The following is an 18,050-nucleotide window of genomic DNA, read 5'->3' as shown; positions in this document are numbered from 1 at the left end:
CTCACATCATCACCCACCCCCGAGGAGCACCCCATGTCCGTCTATCTCCTGTACGCCCTCGACCTCGCCGCCGTCCTCGCCCTGACCTTCGGCGTGTACTGGCCGCGCCACCGCCGCCGCGACCTCGTCGTCGCCTTCCTCGGCATCAACGTGGGCGTGCTCGCCGTCGCCGCGCTGCTCGCCGGCTCCGCGGTCTCCGCGGGCCTGGGCCTGGGCCTCTTCGGGGTCCTCTCGATCATCCGCCTGCGCTCGGACGAGCTGGCCCAGCACGAGATCGCCTACTACTTCGCGGTGCTCGCCCTGGGCCTGGTCGCCGGGCTCTCCACCGCCCCGAGCGCCCTCGCGATCGGCTTCATGGTTCTGATCGTGGCGACCATGGCGATCGTCGACCACCCCGCGCTGCTGGGAGCCCACCGCCGTCAGGTGGTGGTCGTGGACCGGGCGATCGCCGACGAGCCGACGCTCCGCGCCCATCTCGAGGAGATGCTCGCCGCCGACGTCACCGCGCTCAGCGTGCAGCGCCTGGACACCGTGTCCGACACGACCGTGGTCGACGTCCGCTACCGGGTCCGCCGGGGGCGCCGGACCGCACCGCTCGAGGCGGCCCCGATCGTGCGCACCGCGGCCGAGATCTCCGTGCAGGGCAGCCCGGCGGAGGCGATGAGCCGATGAGCGCCCTCGACGCCCTGCCCGCTGTGTTCCTCGAGGAGATCACCGAGCGCGCCGCCCTCCTGACCCGCACCGACCGCAAGTACCTCGTGCCCCGTGAGGAGGTCGAGGAGCTGCTCGCCGCCTCCCCCGCCGCCCTGCGGGCCCTCGAGATCGACGGCCGCCGCCGCCAGGCCTACCTGTCCCTCTACTACGACACCGTCGACCTCGCCTCCTACCGGGCCGCGGCCACCGGCCGGCGGCGCCGCTGGAAGGTGCGCCGCCGGGTCTACGTGGACTCCGGAGCGTCCTTCCTCGAGGTGAAGACCCGCACCGGCCGCGGCGAGTCCGCCAAGGTGCGGATCGCCCTCGACCCCGGCCGGGACGATGCGGACCCGCTCACCGATCCGCTGGACGGCCCTGCCCTCGACGAGGTGCGCCACCTGCTCGCCGCAGCGGACTGCCCGGTCCCCGTCGGCCCGCTGCGCCCCGTGCTCACCACCACCTACGACCGCGCGACCGTGCTGCTGGAGGCGGAGGACGCGCGCCTCACCCTCGACGAGCACCTCGTGTGGACCGGCCCCGAGGGGCAGACGCGCCACCTCACCGACCAGGTGGTCGTGGAGACCAAGGCGGGCACCCGCCCCTCGAGCCTCGACCGCGCCCTGTGGCGCCGCGGCCACCGCCCTCAGCGCCTGTCCAAGTTCGCGACCGGCCTCGCCCTGCTCGACCCCGCACTGCCCGCGAACCGCTGGCACCGCACCACCGGCCGGCTCCACCCGGCCGCCTGAGATCCGTCCCACCCGAAAGGACCCCGCCATGACCTCCACCGCCACTCCCCGACGCCGTTCCCTGCGCCGCCTGAGCGCGGCCCTCGCTGCGGGTGCGGCGACCCTCGCCCTCGCCGCCTGCGGCGCCGCGACCGCCGTCACCGGCACCACCGACAGCACGACCTCGACCACCGGGACGACCACCGCGACCGCAGCTGCCGACCTCACGAGCCTCGACACCCATGTCGACGAGGACGACCTCACCTGGGACGCCTCCGAGGAGCAGACGATCACGCTGTCCGACGAGACCGTGACGATCACCGAGGGCGGCGTCTACCGCGTCTCGGGCACGCTCACCGACGGCCAGCTGATCATCGCGGCCGGCGACGACGAGACCGTCACGATCATCCTCGACGGCGCCTCCATCACCTCGAGCACCGGTCCCGGTATCGCCGTGACCAGCGCCGACGAGGTCACCCTCTACCTCGAGGAGGGGAGCTCGAACAGCGTCGCCGACGGCTCCGGATACGAGGTCACCGATGACTCGACCCCCGTCGCGGCGATCGCCTCCGCCTCGGACCTCACGATCGCCGGCCCGGGCGCGCTGACCGTCACCGGCAGCACCAACGACGGCATCTCGTCCTCGGACGGCCTCGCGATCCTCTCCGGGGACCTGACCGTGACCGCGGTCGACGACGCGGTGCGCGGCAAGGACTACGTGACCATCTCCGGCGGCAGCCTCGACCTGACCAGCGGCGGCGACGCCGTGAAGTCCGACAATGCCGAGGACGCCGACCGCGGCTGGGTGCTGATCACCGCGGGCACCCTCACGATCGACGCCGGCGACGATGGCATCGATGCGGAGCAGGCCGTGGAGATCCTCGACGGAGCGGTCACCATCGCGCAGTCCGTCGAGGGCGTCGAGGCGCAGGACATCCTGATCAGCGGCGGGACGCTCGACATCACCGCCTCCGACGACGGCCTGAACGCGACCGCCGCGGACAGCGCGGACTCGACGGATGGGAACGGCGCCGGCGTCGATCAGAGCCGCGAGGCGGACGACGGCTCGTCGCTGTCGATCACCGGCGGCACCGTCACCGTCGACGCCGATTTCGACGGCCTCGACTCGAACGGCTCGATCTCGCTGACCGGCGGCGAGGTGACGATCACCAGCGCGGACAACGGCGGCGACTCGGCCGTGGACGCGAACGGGGACGTGACCCTCGACGGCACGACCCTCACCGCCAACGGTACGGAGGTCACCTCCGCCGAGGAGCTGTCCGCGGGCGGCATGGGCGGCGGGATGGGCGGCGGGCCCCGCGGCTGACCAGCCAGGTCAGTCAGTCGGGGATGACCACCCCGGCGGCCTGCTCCGGGTGACGCTGCAGCCAGCTCTCCACGAAGGGGCAGATCACGACGACGGACAGGCGGCCCGCGCGCGCCTCGGCGAGCGCGGTCCGCACCAGCACGGAGGCGACGCCCTCCCCGCGGTGCGCGGGGTCGGTGACGGTGTGTACCAGCTCGATCCGCCGGCGGCGCCGCTCGTAGATCATGATGCCGACGGTCTGATCCTCACGGATCGCCTCATAGCGGCTGGCCATGGCGTTGTCCCGCACCCCGATCCGGGCGCGGGGGTCATGGGTGTGGGTCTCGGGGTCCTCGAGGCTCTCGGCGGGGTCCGTGGTCATGGCGGGGCTCCTTCCGGCCGCTGCCTCCACGGTACGGGGGTCACCCCTCGGCGCGCATCACGCGCACGTCCCCCTTGCCGGTGCGGGCCTCGACCTCGAGGGTGCGCTCGGCGTCGCCCGCGCCCTCCACGGGGGTCAGGCGCACGTCCCGCTCCCCGAAGCCGGTGGCGAGGTCGAGCCGCGCCGCGGTGCCGGGGGCGACGGAGATCTCCACGTCGCCGAGGCCGCTGCGGGCGTTGAGGCGGCCCTGGACGGCGCGGCGCACGCGGACGTCGCCCGCGCCGGTGCTGAGGGAGGCCTCGCCCGCGAGCTCGCCCACCTGCAGATCGCCGGTGCCACTGCTCAGCCGGGTTCGTTCCTCGGCGCCCCGCTCGACGCGGATGTCCCCCGCACCGGTGCGGGCCTCGAGGCGGCCGAGCACCCCGTGCACCGCGATCTCGCCCGCGCCGTCGTCGAGCACGGCGCGGGATCCGGCGGGGACCACGACGGTGACGTCGAGCTGGCCGGTGAGCCCCTCGGCGGAGCGGACCATCGAGCGCACGGACTCGGCGATCCGGTCGGAGAGAGGGGCACCGTCCTCGCCGGCCGGGCGGAACAGGCCGCTGAGACCGCCGCCGAGGCTGCGGGCCTCGTCGGCCGGGGCGTCGACGCGCAGCCGGCCGTCCTCGCAGCGGATCCGCATCCGCTCGGCGAGGGCGCGGGCGGCCTCGCCGTGCGGGGTCAGCTCGACCCGCGCGACGGTGCCGTGCTCGGCGCGCAGGACGAGGGTGCCGCGGAGGTTCTGGACGGTGACGTCGATCGGGCCGTCGACGGGGAACTCATGGACGAGGGGGCTGGTCATGGCGGGGGTCCGATCTGCTGGGGCGACGAGGGCGCGGTGCTCAGAGGAACCAGCCGCTGGTGCGGCCGTGGCTGCGGGGGACGGACGGGCCGGTCGTGCCGGAGGTGCCGCCTCCGTCGAGATGGGCGGTGAGGGCCCGCACGAGGAAGGTGTTCAGGCTCAGCCCCTCCGCCGCGGCGGCCTGCTCGAGCCGGTCCTTGAGGTGCTGGGGCGGGCGGAAGGCGACCCGGGCGGTGGCGCCGTCGGTCTCCGGGGGCGCGGGGGGCACGGGCGGGGCCGGCGGGACGGGGGGCACGGGGGCCGACGGCGGCTCCGGGGCATGGACTTGCACGTCGAGCTCGCCGCCGCGGAGGGCGAGGTCCACGCGGCCGGGGGCGATCTCCGCGGAGATCTCCCCGGCGAGCTGGGAGAGGGCGTCCTGCAGGGCTAGCCGCAGCGCGGGCTCGACGGAGACGGCGAGCAGCTCGGCGGCGCGGCGAGTGGGCTCGTCGCCGACGGCGGCGGCCGCGGTGAGCTGGTCCTGGACGGTGCGGGTGAGCGCGCGGAGTTCCATGACCCCATCGTGACGCCATCGTGGCACCACGTCAAGGGTCGGGCTCAGTGGGCAGGGTCCTCCGGGCCGAGGGCCGCGAGGAGCTGCTCGAGGCGGGCCACGTCCTCGTCGCGCCCGAGATGCGCCCAGCCGTCGCGGGCGCGCCGCGCCGCCCGTCGGGCGCGCCCCGCCTCGCCGCGCTCGGCGAGCAGGTGGGCGTGACGGTCCTCGAGGTACGCGCCCCAGTACCGGGCCCGGGCGTCGTGCCCCGCCGGCATCGCGTCCAGGGCCCGCAGCGCCTCCTGCCGGCGCTCCTCGTAGGCGGTGGCGTCGGCGGCGTCCCCCTCCGGTCCGGTCTCCGCGAGGGCGTGACCGGTGGCGAGGAAGAGTCCCACCCGGGCATCGACCACGTGGTCCCAGAGGAGCTCGGGGCGCAGCAGATGGCCGCCCCCGCCCTCCCGGGCGCGGCGCAGCACGCCCGCGGCCGCGATCTCGACCTGGGTCAGATCGCCGAGGTCGAGGGCGCGGCGCAGGGCGAGGGCGTTGGCGGACAGCTCCGTCTCCAGCAGCGGGACGCGCTCCGCGGCGGGGGTGCCCAGGTCGTCGGCCAACCAGCGCGCCTCGGACGCGAGGCGCCGCAGTTCCCGCAGGGATGCCGCATGCTCGCCGGTGCGCTCGTGGATGCTCGCCGCGAGCCGCGCCACCTCGAGCGCGGCGCGGTGGTCGCGGCGCTCGCGGGCGATGCGGCGGGCCTGATCGAGCGGCACCCGCGCCGCGTCGTAGCGCTCTGCCTGCACACGCTGGGCCGCGACCGCGAGCAGCGGTCCGGTGCGCAGGGCGTCGGAGGGGAGGGTCCGTTGCAGCGAGGCAAGGCGTCCCGCCGTGAAGGAGGCCTGCGCCGTCGCGCCCGCCGCCATCAGGGCGACCAGCAGGTCGGTGATCAGCCCGATGCGCAGCGGCGGGTCGTCGACCTCCTCCATCAGCCGCAGCGCGCTGAGGGAGTGCCCGGCGGCGAGCAGCGGGCGCTCGGTGCCGAGGGTGCGGGCGAGCACGGCGTGCGCGGAGGGCACGATCCGCAGCGGATCCGGGGCCGCACCCCCGGGCTCTTCCCCCGTCGGCCCCGCCTCGAGCAGCTCGAGCAGGTCCAGCGCCTCGGTCGTCGCGGCCCGGTGGTCGCCCGCGCCGGCGAGGGTCTGCGCGAGGCGGAGGCGGAGCTCGGGCTCGGGATCGCCGAGCAGCTGATCGCGCGCCGCGGGCAGGGCGCGCAGGGCGGCGCGGAGGCGGGCGAGGGCACGACGGGGGTCGCCGCCCTCCGGCAGGCCCTGCGGAGCGAGAGAGGTCAGCTCGAGGCCGCGGACCACCGCGAGCACCGGCGCGGGAATCTCGGCCCGCTCGCCGCGGTGACGCCCCGCCGCCGGGGCAGAGCCAGTGGCAGGAGCGGAGCGGGCATCAGTGCGGGCCGGTCCCCGCTCGAGCAGCACCTCGACCGTCGCCGCGGCCTGGGCGGGGCGGCCGCTGCGGCGCAGCAGGGAGACGATCTCCGCGGCGTCCTGCCGCGCGCGCTCCGCGGAGCCGGCGAGGTGCGCCGCACGCAGCGATACCCGCAGGAGCAGGAGCCGGGTCTCGGGCGGGGCCGAGCGCCGGCGGAAGCGCTCGATCAGCGCCTCCGCCTCCTCGCGCCGCTCGGCGTGCAGCAGGTCGTGGGCGCGCGAGGCCGCGCCGAGCACCCCGTCGGGGCTCGGCAGCGGCAGCGACGGCGGCCGCAGCGCGAGGCGCAGCGCGTCCAGCGTCGGCGGCTCGTCCCGCTCCCCGCCCCCTGCCGGGAGCGAGGCGGCGTCCGAGAGATTCACGAAGGGCAACCTACCAAGCACCCGCTGGACATCCGGTGGCCGGATTCCTGTCAGCTCCCGGTGACTCGGGCTCCGTACACTGGGCGCGGCACCGGCATCGTCCCCCGGGCCGTGAAAGGCGCGCAGTGACCCTCGGATCGACCCTGTGGTCGGGCCGGCCCCCTCAGGAGGCGGCTCCCTTCGGCGACTCCTCCCCCGAGATCCGCGCTGGCCACCTCCACCTCGATGCATCGATCGTCCCGGTGGTGCGCACCGGTTTCGACGTCGATGCCTTCACCCGCCGCGGCACCGAGCGACTCCCGGTGGACGCCGCGGCGATCGCCGCGGCCCCGGCCCTGCCGGCGGAGGTGCGCACCGCGCTCGGGGTGCTGCAGCGCCTCGAGGCCTCCGCCCTCGCCGAGTCGCGGGCGATGCTCGCGACCGCGACCGCCCGTGAGGCCCGCATCACCGCCTTCCTCGCCACCTGGATGGTCGACCGCTTCTGGCAGGCGAGGGCGCTGCGCGATCTGCTCGAGGCCGACGTACGCGCCCCCGCGAGCGGTCGCCCCGGCGCGGACCCGGAGGAGCACCACTCCCGTCGGCCGCTGCACGTGCTGCGCAGGATCCACGTGGACCGGGTGCAGCCGCTGCTCGGCCCGCTGTGGACGGCGCTGGCCGCCGAGGAGGTGCCCGCCGGCCACATGGCCCGGCTCGCGATCCAGGAGGCCTCGCTGCAGGTGGCCCTGCGCGCCGTCGCCCGCCGGCTCGGCGGCGAGGCGCTGCGCGTCGTCACCACCGTCGCCGACCGGCACGAGGAGTCCGTCGCCTTCTTCACCGCCGAGGCCCGCACCCGCGTGCTCCGCTCCCGGCGCGAGGCCGCCGTGGCCCGTCTCGTGCTCTCCCTCGACTCGCCGCTCGACGGCGGCGGCATCGTCGACCGGGATCTCGCGGCCGCGGTCGCCGTGATCGGCGCCGATGTCCGAGATCGCGCCGCCCTGCGCACCGCCCGACGGGAGATCACCCGTCTCCTGCCGGGCCCCGACCTGCCGGATCCTCGGCTCCGCGACCTGCCCCGACCCGGAGAGTGACATGGCCTTCGACCTGGACCAGTTCGCCGAGACCTCCGTCCCCGTGAAGTACGAGGACCTCGACTTCGACACCTTCGACTCCCAGCCGCTGGACGCGCAGACCCTCCGCTCCCTGCGCTACATGTGCGATGTCGAGTTCCATACCTCGTGCTTCCTGCGCGACCTGCTGGTGACCCCCTCGCACCGCGAGGAGTCCGCCGGCGGCTTCATGACCATGTGGAACCGCGAGGAGTTCTGGCACGGCGAGGCGCTCGCCGCGGTCCTCGCCCGGCACGGCATCGTCGTGGACTACGACGAGCTGAAGGCCAAGCGGGTCAAGCTCGGCTGGCAGGGCGCGATCGAGCCGCTCAAGCAGTCGGCGCTGAGCAACCTCGTGGGCACCGACTTCGTGGCCGTGCACATGGTGTGGGGCGCCGCCAACGAGCTCTCCGCGGTCGCCGCCTACCGTCGGCTCTCCGCCCTCACCGATCACCCGGCGCTCTCCCCGCTGCTGCAGCGCATCGCCCAGCAGGAGACGCGTCACGTCGCCTTCTACACCACGCAGGGGCGGGAGAAGCTCGAGGCCTCGACGGGGGCGCAGCGCCTGGTGCGCCTGGTGCTCTCGAAGGTGTGGCGCCCCGTGGGCAGCGGCATGATGGACGAGTCCGAGGTCAAGCACGTCATGAGCCACCTCTTCGCCGGTCAGTCCGGGGAACTGGACAAGCTCGACAAGCGGGTGCAGAAGCTTCCCGGGCTCGAGGGGCTGACCATCTTCCGGAATGCCTTCGCGCGACTCGGCATCGCCTGAGGGGGCCGCGCCCTTCCGCGGCGCGGCCCGTCACTCGTCCCCGTCCTCGTCGACCGCAGTGCGGCCGCCGACGCCGACGGGCTGCCGCGCGGAGGCGTCCAGGCGGGGCAGCCGGTGCTCGCGGGCACCCAGCCGCGCGGCGAGGGCTTGCGAGGACACCATCACCACCGCGCCCGGGTAGTCGGCCAGGACCCGCTCGAGCATGGCCCGCCCGGCGTCGTCGAGATCGCCCTCGAGGCCGTCGATCACGAGCAGCGGCGGCGCCCCGTAGACGGCGCGGGCGAGCGCGAGCCGGGCGCGGTCCGCGCGGCCCAGCGGCTCGCCGCCGCTGCGCAGCTTGGTCCGCATCCCCTCGGGCAGTGTGCCTGGGTCCAGCCCGACGAGCGCGAGGACCTCGCGGTCGTGGGCGGCGTCGAGGTCGGGCCGACGGTAGTGCAGGGCCCGGCGCACCGTGCCCCGCTCGAAGACGGTGCCGGAGCTCGCGCCGCCCACCAGCACCCGGGCCCGCTTGGCGGAGACCTGGCGCAGGTTCTCGCCGCCGACCCACACGGCGTCGGGCTCGTCGGAGTCCGGTCCTGGGGACAGCTCGAACAGGCGCCGCACGAGCTCGTGCGGGGAGTCCGGGTCCTCGGAGACCAGGCGGATCCGGTCGCGGGAGCGGGCGCGCAGCGGCTCTCCCGGCGCGGTCAGGCCGGGCAGCTCGAGGTGGACCAGCACCTCGCCGTCCGCGCCCGGGCGGGGGGCCGGGAGCTCCGCGGAGGCCCGACGGCGGCGCTCGGCCCGCTCGCGTCGCGCCTGCGCTCCGGCGAGCGCGGGGCCCAGCACCATGCGCGCCGCCCGGTAGGTCTGGCGGTACTCGACGATGCGGCCCAGCTCGAGCACCGGGGTGGAGGCGAGACCGGCCACGGCCATCGCCGCCATCGTCACCCCCGGCGCAAGGCCGAGATAGGTGCCGGTCGCGGCGACCAGCAGGGTGGTCAGGGTGGAGGCGACGATGCCGCCCGCACGGATGGTGCCGACGGTCTCGGCGCGGTCCACCGCGATCTCCACCAGGTCCCCGGAGGCCTCCCGCAGGTTGCGCAGCTCGCGCTTGGTCCCGCCCGCGGCGAGGATCCCGTCGGAGGCGGTGACGGTGTCGGCGATGCGGGTCGCGAGCTTCCCGCGGGTGCGGCGCATCTGCCGGGTCTTGATCAGGGCGGTGCGCGCCCACGGCAGCATCAGCACGCCGAGGACCGCCAGCGGCAGGCCCATGGCGAGGGCCAGCGCCGGGTGCAGCACCGCGAGGGTGGCGAGGCCGCCACAGATCAGCGGGACAGCCACGACCAGCGGCGCGATGCCCTGGGACACCCAGTTGCGGACGCCCGAGAGGTCGTTGGTGGTGCGGGCGACGGTCACGCCGAGCGACGTGGAATGGCCCGGCGTGAGCGCGTCGCCGACCAGGGTCAGCCGCAGCTGGTGGACGTAGTCCTGACCCAGCTTCTCGGCCACCACCCGCTCGTGCACCTTGAGCGCGCCGACGGCGAGGGCGACGGCCACGAGCAGCAGCAGGGCGCGCAGCAGCAGCGGGGAGCCGCCGACGGGGGCCGCCTGCATCCGCACCAGCGCCCAGGCGCTCGTCGCCCCCAGGGCCGCCTGCCCGAGGCCCAGCAGGACCAGCACCGCGAGCCAGCGCCGTCGCGCCCCGCGCAGCAGCGGGGGCAGCGGCGGGGCGTGGCGCAGCAGGCCGTTGGGGAGCCGCTCGGGCGTCCGTTCGCGGTCACGACGCACGGGCACCGGCTCCCTCCAGCACGTCGGCGAGCAGGGCCCGGGCCACGTCGGCGCGGCCCAGGTCGAAGGTCGCCGTCACGGGCACGTCGAGGGCGCGGCGGGCCTCGGCCGTCGCGAGCGGCGAGCTGGTCACGACGCCCGAGACGGCGACGGGGGTGCGGCCCAGCGAGGAGAGGACGGAGGCCCCGCCGACGGCGCCCAGGGCGTCCCCCGCAGCGAACACGATGCCGTCGACGACCCGGTCCATCTCGGGATCGGCGAGGAGGCGGGAGGTCTCGCCCTGGTACAGGCCGTCGGCGATCTCGAGGAGCACCACGTCGGGGCGCTCGGCCCCGCCCGCGAGCTCGTCGGCGAGGGAGAACACCAGGTCGCGCACCTCGTCGAAGGGGACGTCGAAGGTCGAGGGGTAACCGAAGTCGGTGAAGTCCAGGACACGGTGCGCCCCGGCGTCGAGGAAGAGGTTGTAGTCGTTGCCCGCGCCGGTGCCGGTGGCCTTCGCGGCGGCGACCCGCAGGCCCGCGGCGGCGAGGCCGTGGGCCAGCTCGGCCAGCACCGTCGACTTGCCGGAGTTCATCGAGGTGCCGAGCACGGCGAGCACGGGCACGTGGTGCGCGGGGCGGTCGACGCGGTCGGTCACCTGGCGGACGGGACGGTGGGCGGAGACCCGGGCGAGGGTGATCGGCCCGTCGGCGTCGGCGAGCACGCCGACCGGCTCGATCTCGGTGGCCGCGCCGATCTTCGCGTGCTGCTCGACGACGCGGGAGGCGAGGCCGCCCGCGGCCGCGAGATGCGCGGGGCCGAGATCGCCGGGGACGAGCGCCAGGAACTGGTCGGCGGCGTAGCGGCTGCCGTAGGCGACGACGATCTCGTCGCCCTCGAAGAGCACCGCGCGCCGGGAGGCCGGCGTCTCGATCCGCTTGTGGTGGCCGAGGGAGGTGACCCGGGCGAGGACCACCTCGCCGGCCTGCGGCACGTGGTCACCGGTGAGCAGGTGCAGCCCCTCCGCGGAGCGCACGTGCGAGGCGACGGCGCGGGTCGAGAAGGCGTGCTTGGCCCGCTCCAGACGAGCCCGCAGCTCCGGGGCGGAGACGACGGTCTCGACCGGGGAAGGGGTCTGGGCGGTGGTGTGCTCGAGGAGGGTCATGGCGTGCTCCTGGGGAGGTCTGGGGAACGGACATGAGCAGTGAAGCGGGCGGCGATGAACCGCCGATGAAGCGCGGATGAGAGGCCTCTCAGGCGCGCTTCCCGCCCACTTCCCCGCCCGCCGCCGCCCGACTCCGCGCGGTTCCCGCCCCGGCCACGCGTTACGGCGCCTGAGGGAGCATGTTTCGCCGAACATGCTCCCCCAGGCCACTCTTGATGAACAAGGAGGGAGCGTTTCCAACAAAACATGCTCCCTCAGGCGCCGTAACTGGTGGGTCACCGGAGGTGGAGTGGGGATGGGGGCGGGGCGGGCGGATGGGGGCGGGCGGGGCTACGGGGCGGGGCGGGCGGTGGCGGGGCGATCAGTCGTCGTCATCGTCATCGTCATCGTCATCGTCGTCGTCATCATCGTCATCGCCGTCGTCATCGTCATCGTCGTCGTCGCACTCCCAGCCGTCGTCGTCCCACTCGCAGGCGCTGCTGGGGGCGGCGGGGCGCGAGGGGGCGCGGGGCGTTGAGGACGAGGAGGACGAGGACCCGGAGGAGCTGGAGGAGCTGGAGCCGCCCGAGCTGCGGGAACCGCCCGAACTACCGGAGCCCCCCGAGCTGGACGAGCTCGACGAACTGGAGCCGCCAGACCCGCCGGAGCCCGAGCCGCCCGTGGACCCGGAGCTCGTCGGCGCGGGGGCGGGAGCAGGGGCCGGCGACGGCGAGGGCTCGTACTGCATGCCCTGGGAGCCGAGCGGGACGGTGCGGGAGGAGGACCCGGCGGCCGCGGTGGGCAGGGCGACCGACGTCCCGTCCCCGTCGGCCGTGCCCGCCACAGCACCATCGGCGTCACCCGCCGCAGCGCCGGAGCCGTCGGCCGTCGCCGCAGAGCCCGCGCTCGAACCCTCGGGTGCGCCGCCTGCTCCCCCGCCGTCGGAGGCGGACGGGAACTCGAGCGAGTCCTCGCCCACCACGATCCCGGGTCGCTCCGCCGGCGCCGGCTCGACCGCGGGCAGCACGGCGAGCCCCACGGCGGCGAGGGCGACGGCGACCAGGATCGCGAGAGTGCGCAGCGACTTCATGGTCGCGAGCATGGACGAACGGGATGAAGCGCCCGTGAGCGGCTCATGAGAGGCCTCTCATGTGCGCCGCGTCGCAGGTCAGGCGCCGGGATCGACCATCTTGTAGCCCGCTCCGCGGACGGTCGCGATCCGGGCCGCGCCGAGCTTGCCGCGGAGGTAGCCGACGTACACGTCGACCACGTTGGAGGCGCCGTCGTAGTCGTAGCCCCACACCTTCGAGAGCAGCAGGTCGCGGGTGAGCACCTGCCCCGGGTTCTCCAGGAACACGCGAGCCATCGTGAACTCGCGCGAGGAGAGCTCGACGGAGCGCGGCTCGCCGTCCGCGGCGTGGCTCGCGACGCGGGTGCGCAGGTCGAGGGTGAGATCCCCGAGGCCGAGCACGTCGGCGCTCGCCGTCGCCGCCCCCGCGGCTGCCTCCCGGGCCCGCAGCTTGACCCGGGCGAGCAGCTCCTCGAAGCGGAAGGGCTTGGCGATGTAGTCGTTGGCGCCGCCCTCGAGGCCCTGCACCGTGTCGTCCACGCCGGTGCGGGCGGTGACCATGAGGATCGGAATCTGCACTTCCATGCCGCGCAGGGCCTTCAGCACCTGGAAGCCGTCCATGCGCGGCAGCCCCACGTCGAGGATCAGCAGGTCGAAGTCGCCGCTCGAGGCGAGATCGAGGGCACTGATGCCGTCCTCCACCACCGTCGAGGCGTAGCCGTTGGCCTTCAGCCCCCGCTCGATGAACCGGGCGATGCGCGCCTCGTCCTCGGCGATCAGGATCCTCATCGACTGCTCCCTCCGGGCCTCTCGGTCGGGCCCTCGCTCACGGCGCTCTCGTCCCCAGTATCGCCGTCCGCCGGGGTGCGCCAGGGCAGGACCAGGGTGAACGTGGAGCCCTCACCGAGCGTCGACTCGACGCGCACCTCCCCGTCGTGCCCCTCGGCGATGGCGCGCACGATCGGCAGCCCGAGGCCGGAGCCCGAGCCGGGAGCGCCCTCGACCCGGGTGAAGCGCTCGAAGATGCGCTCCTGGTCCGCAGCGGCGATGCCGATCCCCTGGTCGCGCACGGCGACGTGGAGCTCGGGGCCGGCGGGGCCCGCCACCCGGTCCGCGATCACGGCGATGCGGGTCCCGGGCTCGCTGTAGCGCACCGCGTTGGCGGCGAGCTGCACCAGCGCCTGGGTGAGGCGTTGCTGGTCTAGCAGCACCGTCCCCTCGGCGGTGCGCTCGAGCACCCACTCGCGCTCCCCGATATGGGGCAGGCGGGAGAAGGCCGAGCGGACGGCGTCCCCGAGATCCGTCCTCCGCGGCCGCACGAAGTCGGGGCGGGAGGAGGCGGCCAGCTCGGACAGGTCCCCGACCACGCGGCCCATGCGATCCAGCTCGTCGATCGCGATCTCGTGGGCCTCGCGGACGTCCGCCGGATCACCCGGATCGGTGGTCTCGAGGGTGCCGCGCACGATGGTCAGCGGGGTGCGCAGCTCGTGGCCGACGTCGCTCATGAAGCGGCGCTGCTCGACGAAACCGGCCTGGATGCGGGCGAGCATCCGGTTGAAGTTGCGGGCGAGCGCGGCGATGTCGTCCCGACCCTCGGGCACGGGGACGCGCCGCTCGAGGTCGTCGACCGTGATCTGCTCGGTCGCCTCGCGGAGCGACTCGAGAGGACGCAGCATCCGCCCGGTCACCAGGTAGGCGAGGACCGCCGCGACCAGGAGCGCGAGCAGCGACATGACCGTGAAGGTCGCCACCGAGCGCCACAGCTCCGCCTGCGGGGGGTTGGCGTCGGCGGCGACCACGAAGATCCCCGCGGCGTCGTCCCCGGCGACCCTCACCGAGGCGATCAGCATCCGCAGGTCGCGGCCCTCGTGCTGAACGGTCGTGGTGACGGTGCGTCCCGGCACGTGGAGCCGCTCGATCTCCGCGAGCATCTCCGCGGAGCCGGGGACCCCCTCCCCCACCAGCTCGAAGTCCTGCTGGAAGGGCTTGTAGGCGGGCTCGCCGTCGATCAGGGCGAGCACCGTCTCGTTGTCCGAGGGGACCGCCGAGGTAGTCGCCGCCCGGAGGACCTCGTCGACGCTCTCGTGCTGGTACTCACCCTCCTCGTCGGTGTCCTTCGCGATCAGCTCGAGCTCGCTCAGCTCCTGCTCGAGCTCGCTCTGCAGCCGCTCCTCGAGCACCCGGAACTGGGCCGCGTAGGTGAGCACCCCGGTCACCGCGAGCCCCATCGTCATGAACAGCACGACGGTGGAGAGCACCCGGGTGCGCACCGACCAACCGCGCGCCGACAGGGGGCGCGGGAGGCGGCGCGGGGTCGTCTCGGGCATACGGGGATCGTAGGGGACGGCCGACGGGGGCGGGTCAGCGCCTCCGTCGGGCGCGGAGGATCCCGAGGAGCCCGCCGCGCTCCCGGAGCGACGCCCGGCGGCCGCGGTGCGAGCCGGCCGACGGTCGGGCCGGGCCGTCAGCGGGCGCGGCGGGGATCGACCCGGTGACGGTGCGGCGCTCCGGGGCGGTTCCGGCGGCTCGCTCGGCGGCGTCCCGCTCGGCCTGCTGCTGCGCGAGGCGCTGGGCCTCGGCGGCCTCGCGCTCGCGGCGCAGACCCTCCTGACGCTCCACCTCGCGCAGCCGTCGGCGTTCCCCCGGGCCCTCCGCGATCCGGTACAGCACCGGGACGATGACCAGGGTGAGCAGGGTCGAGGAGATCAGGCCGCCGATCACCACGACCGCGAGCGGCTGCGCGATGAAGCCGCCGTTGCCGGTGATGCCGAGCGCCATCGGCACGAGCGCGAAGATCGTCGCCGCCGCGGTCATGAGGATCGGTCGCAGTCGCTTGGCGGCGCCCGTGTGCAGCGCCTCGTCGAGGCCCATGCCGGCGCGGCGGTACTGGTTGACGAGGTCGATGAGCACGATCGCGTTGGTGACCACGATGCCCACCAGCATCAGCAGACCGATCATCGAGGGCAGGCCCAGCGGGACCCGGGTGATGACCAGCAGGCCCAGGGCACCGGTCGCCGCGAAGGGGATGGAGACCAGCAGGATCAGCGGCTGGATCAGCGACTTGAAGATCCACACCAGCAGCACGTACACCAGCAGGATCGCGGCGAGCATGGCGATGCCGAGCTGGCCGAAGGTCTCGTCGATGTCCGCGGCGGTGCCGCCCACGGTCGCCTCGACGCCCTCCGGGAGGTCCGCCGCCTCGATCGCGTCCTGCGCGGCGACGGTCGCCTCGCTGACGTCCTCGCCGGAGGGGGCGAGGGAGACGGTGACGGTCTCGAGGGTGTCGCGGGTGTCGATCGCGGGCCGCGAGGCGACCTCCTCGACGCTCGCCACGTCGGTCAGCGGGATCGACCCCATCAGCTCGATGTCGCGCAGCTGCTGGAGGGTGTCGACGCTCTCGCCGCGCTCGACGTAGATGTCGAGCTCGGTGTCCTCGAGGGTGATGCTGCCGATCGCGCCGGGGAACATCTGCTGGGCGACCAGTCCGACGACGGCCTCCTCGGTCAGCCCGCGCTGCGCGGCGGCCTCGCGGTCCACGGTCACGACGGCGGTGGGCTGGTCCGCCTGGAGGTCGCTCGTGACCTCGGCGACGCCCGCGGGCAGCGGGTCGAGCTCGGCGAGCAGGGCGTCGTTGGCGGCCTGGCGGTCCGCGGCGGTGGGGCCGGTGATGAGGATGTCGACCGAGCTCGAGCCGGTGGGCGAGGCGATGTCGGCCGCCTCGACGGTGCCCGGCTCGGGCAGCGCCTCCAGGGCGGTCACCATCGCGTCCAGGAGCGCCTCCTGGTCGGCCTCGGCGTCCGTGGTGATGGAGAAGCTGATCTCGTTGCTGCCCGAGCCGCCGAGGCTGAAGCCGCCCCCGCCGATCGTGGTCTGCACGGTCTCGACGCCGTCGATCCCGAGCAGGGCGTCCTCGGAGGCGGTGGCCTTCTCGGAGGACTGCTCGAGGCTGGTTCCGGCGGGGAGGGTCTGGGTGAGGGAGGCGATGTTCTGCCCCGTGTCACCCAGGAAGTTGATGTTGACCAGCTGGAACAGGGGCACCGTGGCGATCAGCACGACGATCGCGGCGCCGACGGTGAGCAGGCGACGGGTCAGCGTGTCGACCGTGCCGCGCAGCACCGCCGCATAGCCGCGGTGCAGCCAGCCGCCCTCCTCCTTCTCCTCGGAGGCCGCACGGATCCGGGCCACGGCCTCCTCGTCCTCTGGATCGAGGTCCTCGTGGCCCTTCGGGGCCTTGAGGAACCAGTACGCGAGCACCGGCACGATCGTCAGGGCGACCAGCAGCGAGGAGAGCATCGCGATGCCGACGGTGAGGGCGAAGGGCCGGAACAGCTCCCCGGCCATGCCGCCCACGATCGCGATCGGCAGGAAGACCACCACCGTCGCGAGGGTCGAGGCGGTGATCGCGCCCGCGACCTCTCCCACGGCGTCGAGGATCGCTCGCAGCTTGGCCTTGCCGTAGGTCATGTGGCGCTGGATGTTCTCGATGACCACGATCGAGTCGTCGACCACGCGGCCGATGGAGATGGTGAGCGCCGCGAGGGTCAGCATGTTCAGCGTGTAGCCGGTGACCAGCATGCCGATGAACGCGATGAGCAGCGAGGTGGGGATCGAGATCGCGGTGACGATCGTGGGCCGCACGCGCCGCAGGAACAGCAGGATCACGCCGACCGCGAAGAGCAGGCCCAGCAGGCCCTCCTCGGCGAGGGCGAGGATCGACTCCTGGATGAACGGCGCCTGGTCGAAGACGACGTCGGCCTGCGCGTCCCCGCCCACGCCGGGCAGGGTGTCGGCGAGCACGTCCTCGACGCCCGAGGAGATGTCCACGACGTTGCCGTCGGCGGTCGCGGTCACCATGACCACGAGCGACTCGCGGCCGTTCGTGCGGGAGATCGAGGTGGGGTCCTGGACGGTCTGCTCGACGGTGGCGACCTCCCCGAGGGCGACGGGCTGGGCGGGGGCGGGCTGCTCGGTGCCCTCCTCGCCGTCGGCGCCCAGCTCGCCGTCGGCCGGAGCCTCCTCGGCCGGGGTCTCCTGGGAGGGCATGAGCATGATGCCCTCGAGGCTCTCGATGCTGTCGACGCGCTGGCCGAGGACCACGTCGAGGGTGCGGTCGCCATCGACCACCTCTCCGCCCGGCAGGGACAGCCCGGAGGCGTCGAGGGCGGTGGCGATGTCGTCCTCGACGAGGCCGTGCTCGGCGAGCGCCGCCTCGTCGGGCGTGATGCGCACGATCTGCTCGGGGGCGCCGATCACGGCGACGGAGGAGACGCCGTCGACGCGTTCGAGCTCCTGCGTGACGGAGGCGTCGAGACGGCCCGCGAGCTCGGAGGGGTCGAGGTCCGAGGAGATCGACAGCACCACGGCGGGCAGATCGCTCGTGCCGCCGGCGACGACCTGCGGCTCGGCGTCCTCCGGCAGCTGGCCGTCGAGACGGGACAGTGCGGCGTCGACCTGGTTGGCGGCGCGGGCGGTGTCGGTGCCGTAGGTCAGCTCGACCGTGACCATCGACATGCCGGCCTGCGAGGTCGAGGAGGTGCTCTCGACGTTCTCGAGCCCGCCCAGGGACTGCTCGATGGGGCGGGTCAGCCGATCGCGGACCTGCTCCGAGGAGGAGCCGGGGGCGGTGGTGATCACCTGGATCTGCGGCAGGGAGACGGAGGGGATGAGCTCCTGGCGCATCGTGGTCATGGCGAAGACGCCGAGGATGGACACGGCGAGACAGACCAGGGCGATGAACGACCTGTTGCTGAGGCTCAGACGGGCGAGGCGGTTCATCGTGCTCCTCGGGGGCGCGGCGGCTGACGGCACGGTGCGACCCCGCGCCCGGAGGCGACGTCGGACCCTCCGGTGGCACTCTGGCACACCTCCCTGGAGGCGAGTATCCGACAGAGGTCGGTGCTGCCGCGTC

At 74.3% G+C, this 18,050-nt stretch carries 15 protein-coding genes; 5 read left to right on the top strand and 10 right to left on the bottom strand.

The window, feature by feature from the left end:
- Positions 1 to 33: 33 nt before the first annotated feature.
- The 3 genes from V1258_RS13945 to V1258_RS13935 are packed head-to-tail and all read left to right on the top strand — an operon-like array spanning position 34 to position 2,745.
- A complete protein-coding gene (locus V1258_RS13945; RefSeq protein WP_329750258.1) occupies positions 34 to 672 on the top strand; it encodes a DUF4956 domain-containing protein in 639 nt (212 codons plus the stop codon).
- Entirely contained in the window at positions 669 to 1,439 is a 771-nt protein-coding gene (locus V1258_RS13940) for a polyphosphate polymerase domain-containing protein (protein ID WP_329750257.1), read from the top strand. The genes V1258_RS13945 and V1258_RS13940 overlap by 4 nt, the downstream gene beginning before the upstream one ends.
- Before the next feature lie 28 nt (positions 1,440 to 1,467).
- Positions 1,468 to 2,745, top strand: a complete 1,278-nt coding sequence (locus V1258_RS13935; RefSeq protein WP_329750256.1) for a carbohydrate-binding domain-containing protein — start codon at positions 1,468 to 1,470, stop codon at positions 2,743 to 2,745.
- A gap of 13 nt (positions 2,746 to 2,758) precedes the next feature.
- Here the strand turns inward: V1258_RS13935 and V1258_RS13930 are convergent, their stop codons facing one another.
- From V1258_RS13930 to V1258_RS13915, 4 genes are read right to left on the bottom strand one after another with little or no spacing between them, the layout of a single operon-like run.
- Positions 2,759 to 3,106: a GNAT family N-acetyltransferase gene (locus V1258_RS13930; protein ID WP_329750255.1), complete on the bottom strand. Its 348-nt coding sequence runs from the start codon at positions 3,104 to 3,106 to the stop codon at positions 2,759 to 2,761.
- 40 nt (positions 3,107 to 3,146) lie between these two features.
- Complete coding sequence (locus V1258_RS13925) at positions 3,147 to 3,947, bottom strand: DUF4097 family beta strand repeat-containing protein (protein ID WP_329750254.1); 801 nt, start codon at positions 3,945 to 3,947, stop codon at positions 3,147 to 3,149.
- 40 nt (positions 3,948 to 3,987) lie between these two features.
- Complete coding sequence (locus tag V1258_RS13920; RefSeq protein ID WP_329750253.1) at positions 3,988 to 4,500, bottom strand: hypothetical protein; 513 nt, start codon at positions 4,498 to 4,500, stop codon at positions 3,988 to 3,990.
- A 44-nt stretch (positions 4,501 to 4,544) separates the two neighbouring features.
- Positions 4,545 to 6,329: a hypothetical protein gene (locus tag V1258_RS13915; protein ID WP_329750252.1), complete on the bottom strand. Its 1,785-nt coding sequence runs from the start codon at positions 6,327 to 6,329 to the stop codon at positions 4,545 to 4,547.
- A gap of 125 nt (positions 6,330 to 6,454) precedes the next feature.
- Here V1258_RS13915 and V1258_RS13910 point away from each other — a divergent pair, with 125 nt between their 5' ends.
- A complete protein-coding gene (locus V1258_RS13910) occupies positions 6,455 to 7,396 on the top strand; it encodes a hypothetical protein (protein WP_329750251.1) in 942 nt (313 codons plus the stop codon).
- 1 nt (position 7,397) lies between these two features.
- The gene (locus tag V1258_RS13905; protein ID WP_329750250.1) at positions 7,398 to 8,183 is read left to right on the top strand and encodes a ferritin-like domain-containing protein; all 786 of its coding nucleotides are present in this window, start codon (positions 7,398 to 7,400) and stop codon (positions 8,181 to 8,183) included.
- A gap of 30 nt (positions 8,184 to 8,213) precedes the next feature.
- Here the strand turns inward: V1258_RS13905 and V1258_RS13900 are convergent, their stop codons facing one another.
- From V1258_RS13900 to V1258_RS13875, 6 genes are all read right to left on the bottom strand, one after another.
- Positions 8,214 to 9,950 carry an ABC transporter transmembrane domain-containing protein gene (locus V1258_RS13900; protein ID WP_329750249.1) on the bottom strand — a complete coding sequence of 579 codons (1,737 nt, stop codon included), beginning with the start codon at positions 9,948 to 9,950 and terminating at the stop codon, positions 8,214 to 8,216.
- Positions 9,940 to 11,094 (bottom strand): DUF1611 domain-containing protein, encoded by a 1,155-nt coding sequence (locus tag V1258_RS13895; RefSeq protein ID WP_329750248.1) that lies wholly within the window; start codon positions 11,092 to 11,094, stop codon positions 9,940 to 9,942. Before V1258_RS13895 ends, V1258_RS13900 begins: the two co-directional genes overlap by 11 nt.
- Positions 11,095 to 11,455: 361 nt before the next feature.
- The gene (locus V1258_RS13890) at positions 11,456 to 12,175 is read right to left on the bottom strand and encodes a hypothetical protein (RefSeq protein WP_329750247.1); all 720 of its coding nucleotides are present in this window, start codon (positions 12,173 to 12,175) and stop codon (positions 11,456 to 11,458) included.
- A 66-nt stretch (positions 12,176 to 12,241) separates the two neighbouring features.
- A complete protein-coding gene (locus V1258_RS13885) occupies positions 12,242 to 12,931 on the bottom strand; it encodes a response regulator transcription factor (protein WP_329750246.1) in 690 nt (229 codons plus the stop codon).
- Complete coding sequence (locus V1258_RS13880; protein WP_329750245.1) at positions 12,928 to 14,469, bottom strand: sensor histidine kinase; 1,542 nt, start codon at positions 14,467 to 14,469, stop codon at positions 12,928 to 12,930. Before V1258_RS13880 ends, V1258_RS13885 begins: the two co-directional genes overlap by 4 nt.
- Positions 14,470 to 14,503: 34 nt before the next feature.
- Entirely contained in the window at positions 14,504 to 17,917 is a 3,414-nt protein-coding gene (locus V1258_RS13875; RefSeq protein ID WP_329750244.1) for an efflux RND transporter permease subunit, read from the bottom strand.
- Between the last annotated feature and the right edge of the window lie 133 nt (positions 17,918 to 18,050).

Origin of the sequence: Brachybacterium sp. J153, from assembly GCF_036311905.1 — a bacterium.
Classification (GTDB): domain Bacteria; phylum Actinomycetota; class Actinomycetes; order Actinomycetales; family Dermabacteraceae; genus Brachybacterium.
The sequence above is the reverse complement of the archived record's forward strand: the minus strand, read 5'-3'. Positions and strand labels throughout refer to the sequence as shown.

Excerpts from the sequence above, each read along its gene's own strand:
- V1258_RS13920 (WP_329750253.1), bottom strand. The coding sequence starts at position 4,500 with ATGGAACTCCGCGCGCTCACCCGCACCGTCCAGGACCAGCTCACCGCG.
- V1258_RS13905 (WP_329750250.1), top strand. The coding sequence starts at position 7,398 with ATGGCCTTCGACCTGGACCAGTTCGCCGAGACCTCCGTCCCCGTGAAG.
- V1258_RS13930 (WP_329750255.1), bottom strand. The coding sequence starts at position 3,106 with ATGACCACGGACCCCGCCGAGAGCCTCGAGGACCCCGAGACCCACACC.
- V1258_RS13945 (WP_329750258.1), top strand. The coding sequence starts at position 34 with ATGTCCGTCTATCTCCTGTACGCCCTCGACCTCGCCGCCGTCCTCGCC.
- V1258_RS13895 (WP_329750248.1), bottom strand. The coding sequence starts at position 11,094 with ATGACCCTCCTCGAGCACACCACCGCCCAGACCCCTTCCCCGGTCGAG.
- V1258_RS13935 (WP_329750256.1), top strand. The coding sequence starts at position 1,468 with ATGACCTCCACCGCCACTCCCCGACGCCGTTCCCTGCGCCGCCTGAGC.
- V1258_RS13925 (WP_329750254.1), bottom strand. The coding sequence starts at position 3,947 with ATGACCAGCCCCCTCGTCCATGAGTTCCCCGTCGACGGCCCGATCGAC.
- V1258_RS13875 (WP_329750244.1), bottom strand. The coding sequence starts at position 17,917 with ATGAACCGCCTCGCCCGTCTGAGCCTCAGCAACAGGTCGTTCATCGCC.
- V1258_RS13940 (WP_329750257.1), top strand. The coding sequence starts at position 669 with ATGAGCGCCCTCGACGCCCTGCCCGCTGTGTTCCTCGAGGAGATCACC.
- V1258_RS13885 (WP_329750246.1), bottom strand. The coding sequence starts at position 12,931 with ATGAGGATCCTGATCGCCGAGGACGAGGCGCGCATCGCCCGGTTCATC.
- V1258_RS13890 (WP_329750247.1), bottom strand. The coding sequence starts at position 12,175 with ATGCTCGCGACCATGAAGTCGCTGCGCACTCTCGCGATCCTGGTCGCC.
- V1258_RS13880 (WP_329750245.1), bottom strand. The coding sequence starts at position 14,469 with ATGCCCGAGACGACCCCGCGCCGCCTCCCGCGCCCCCTGTCGGCGCGC.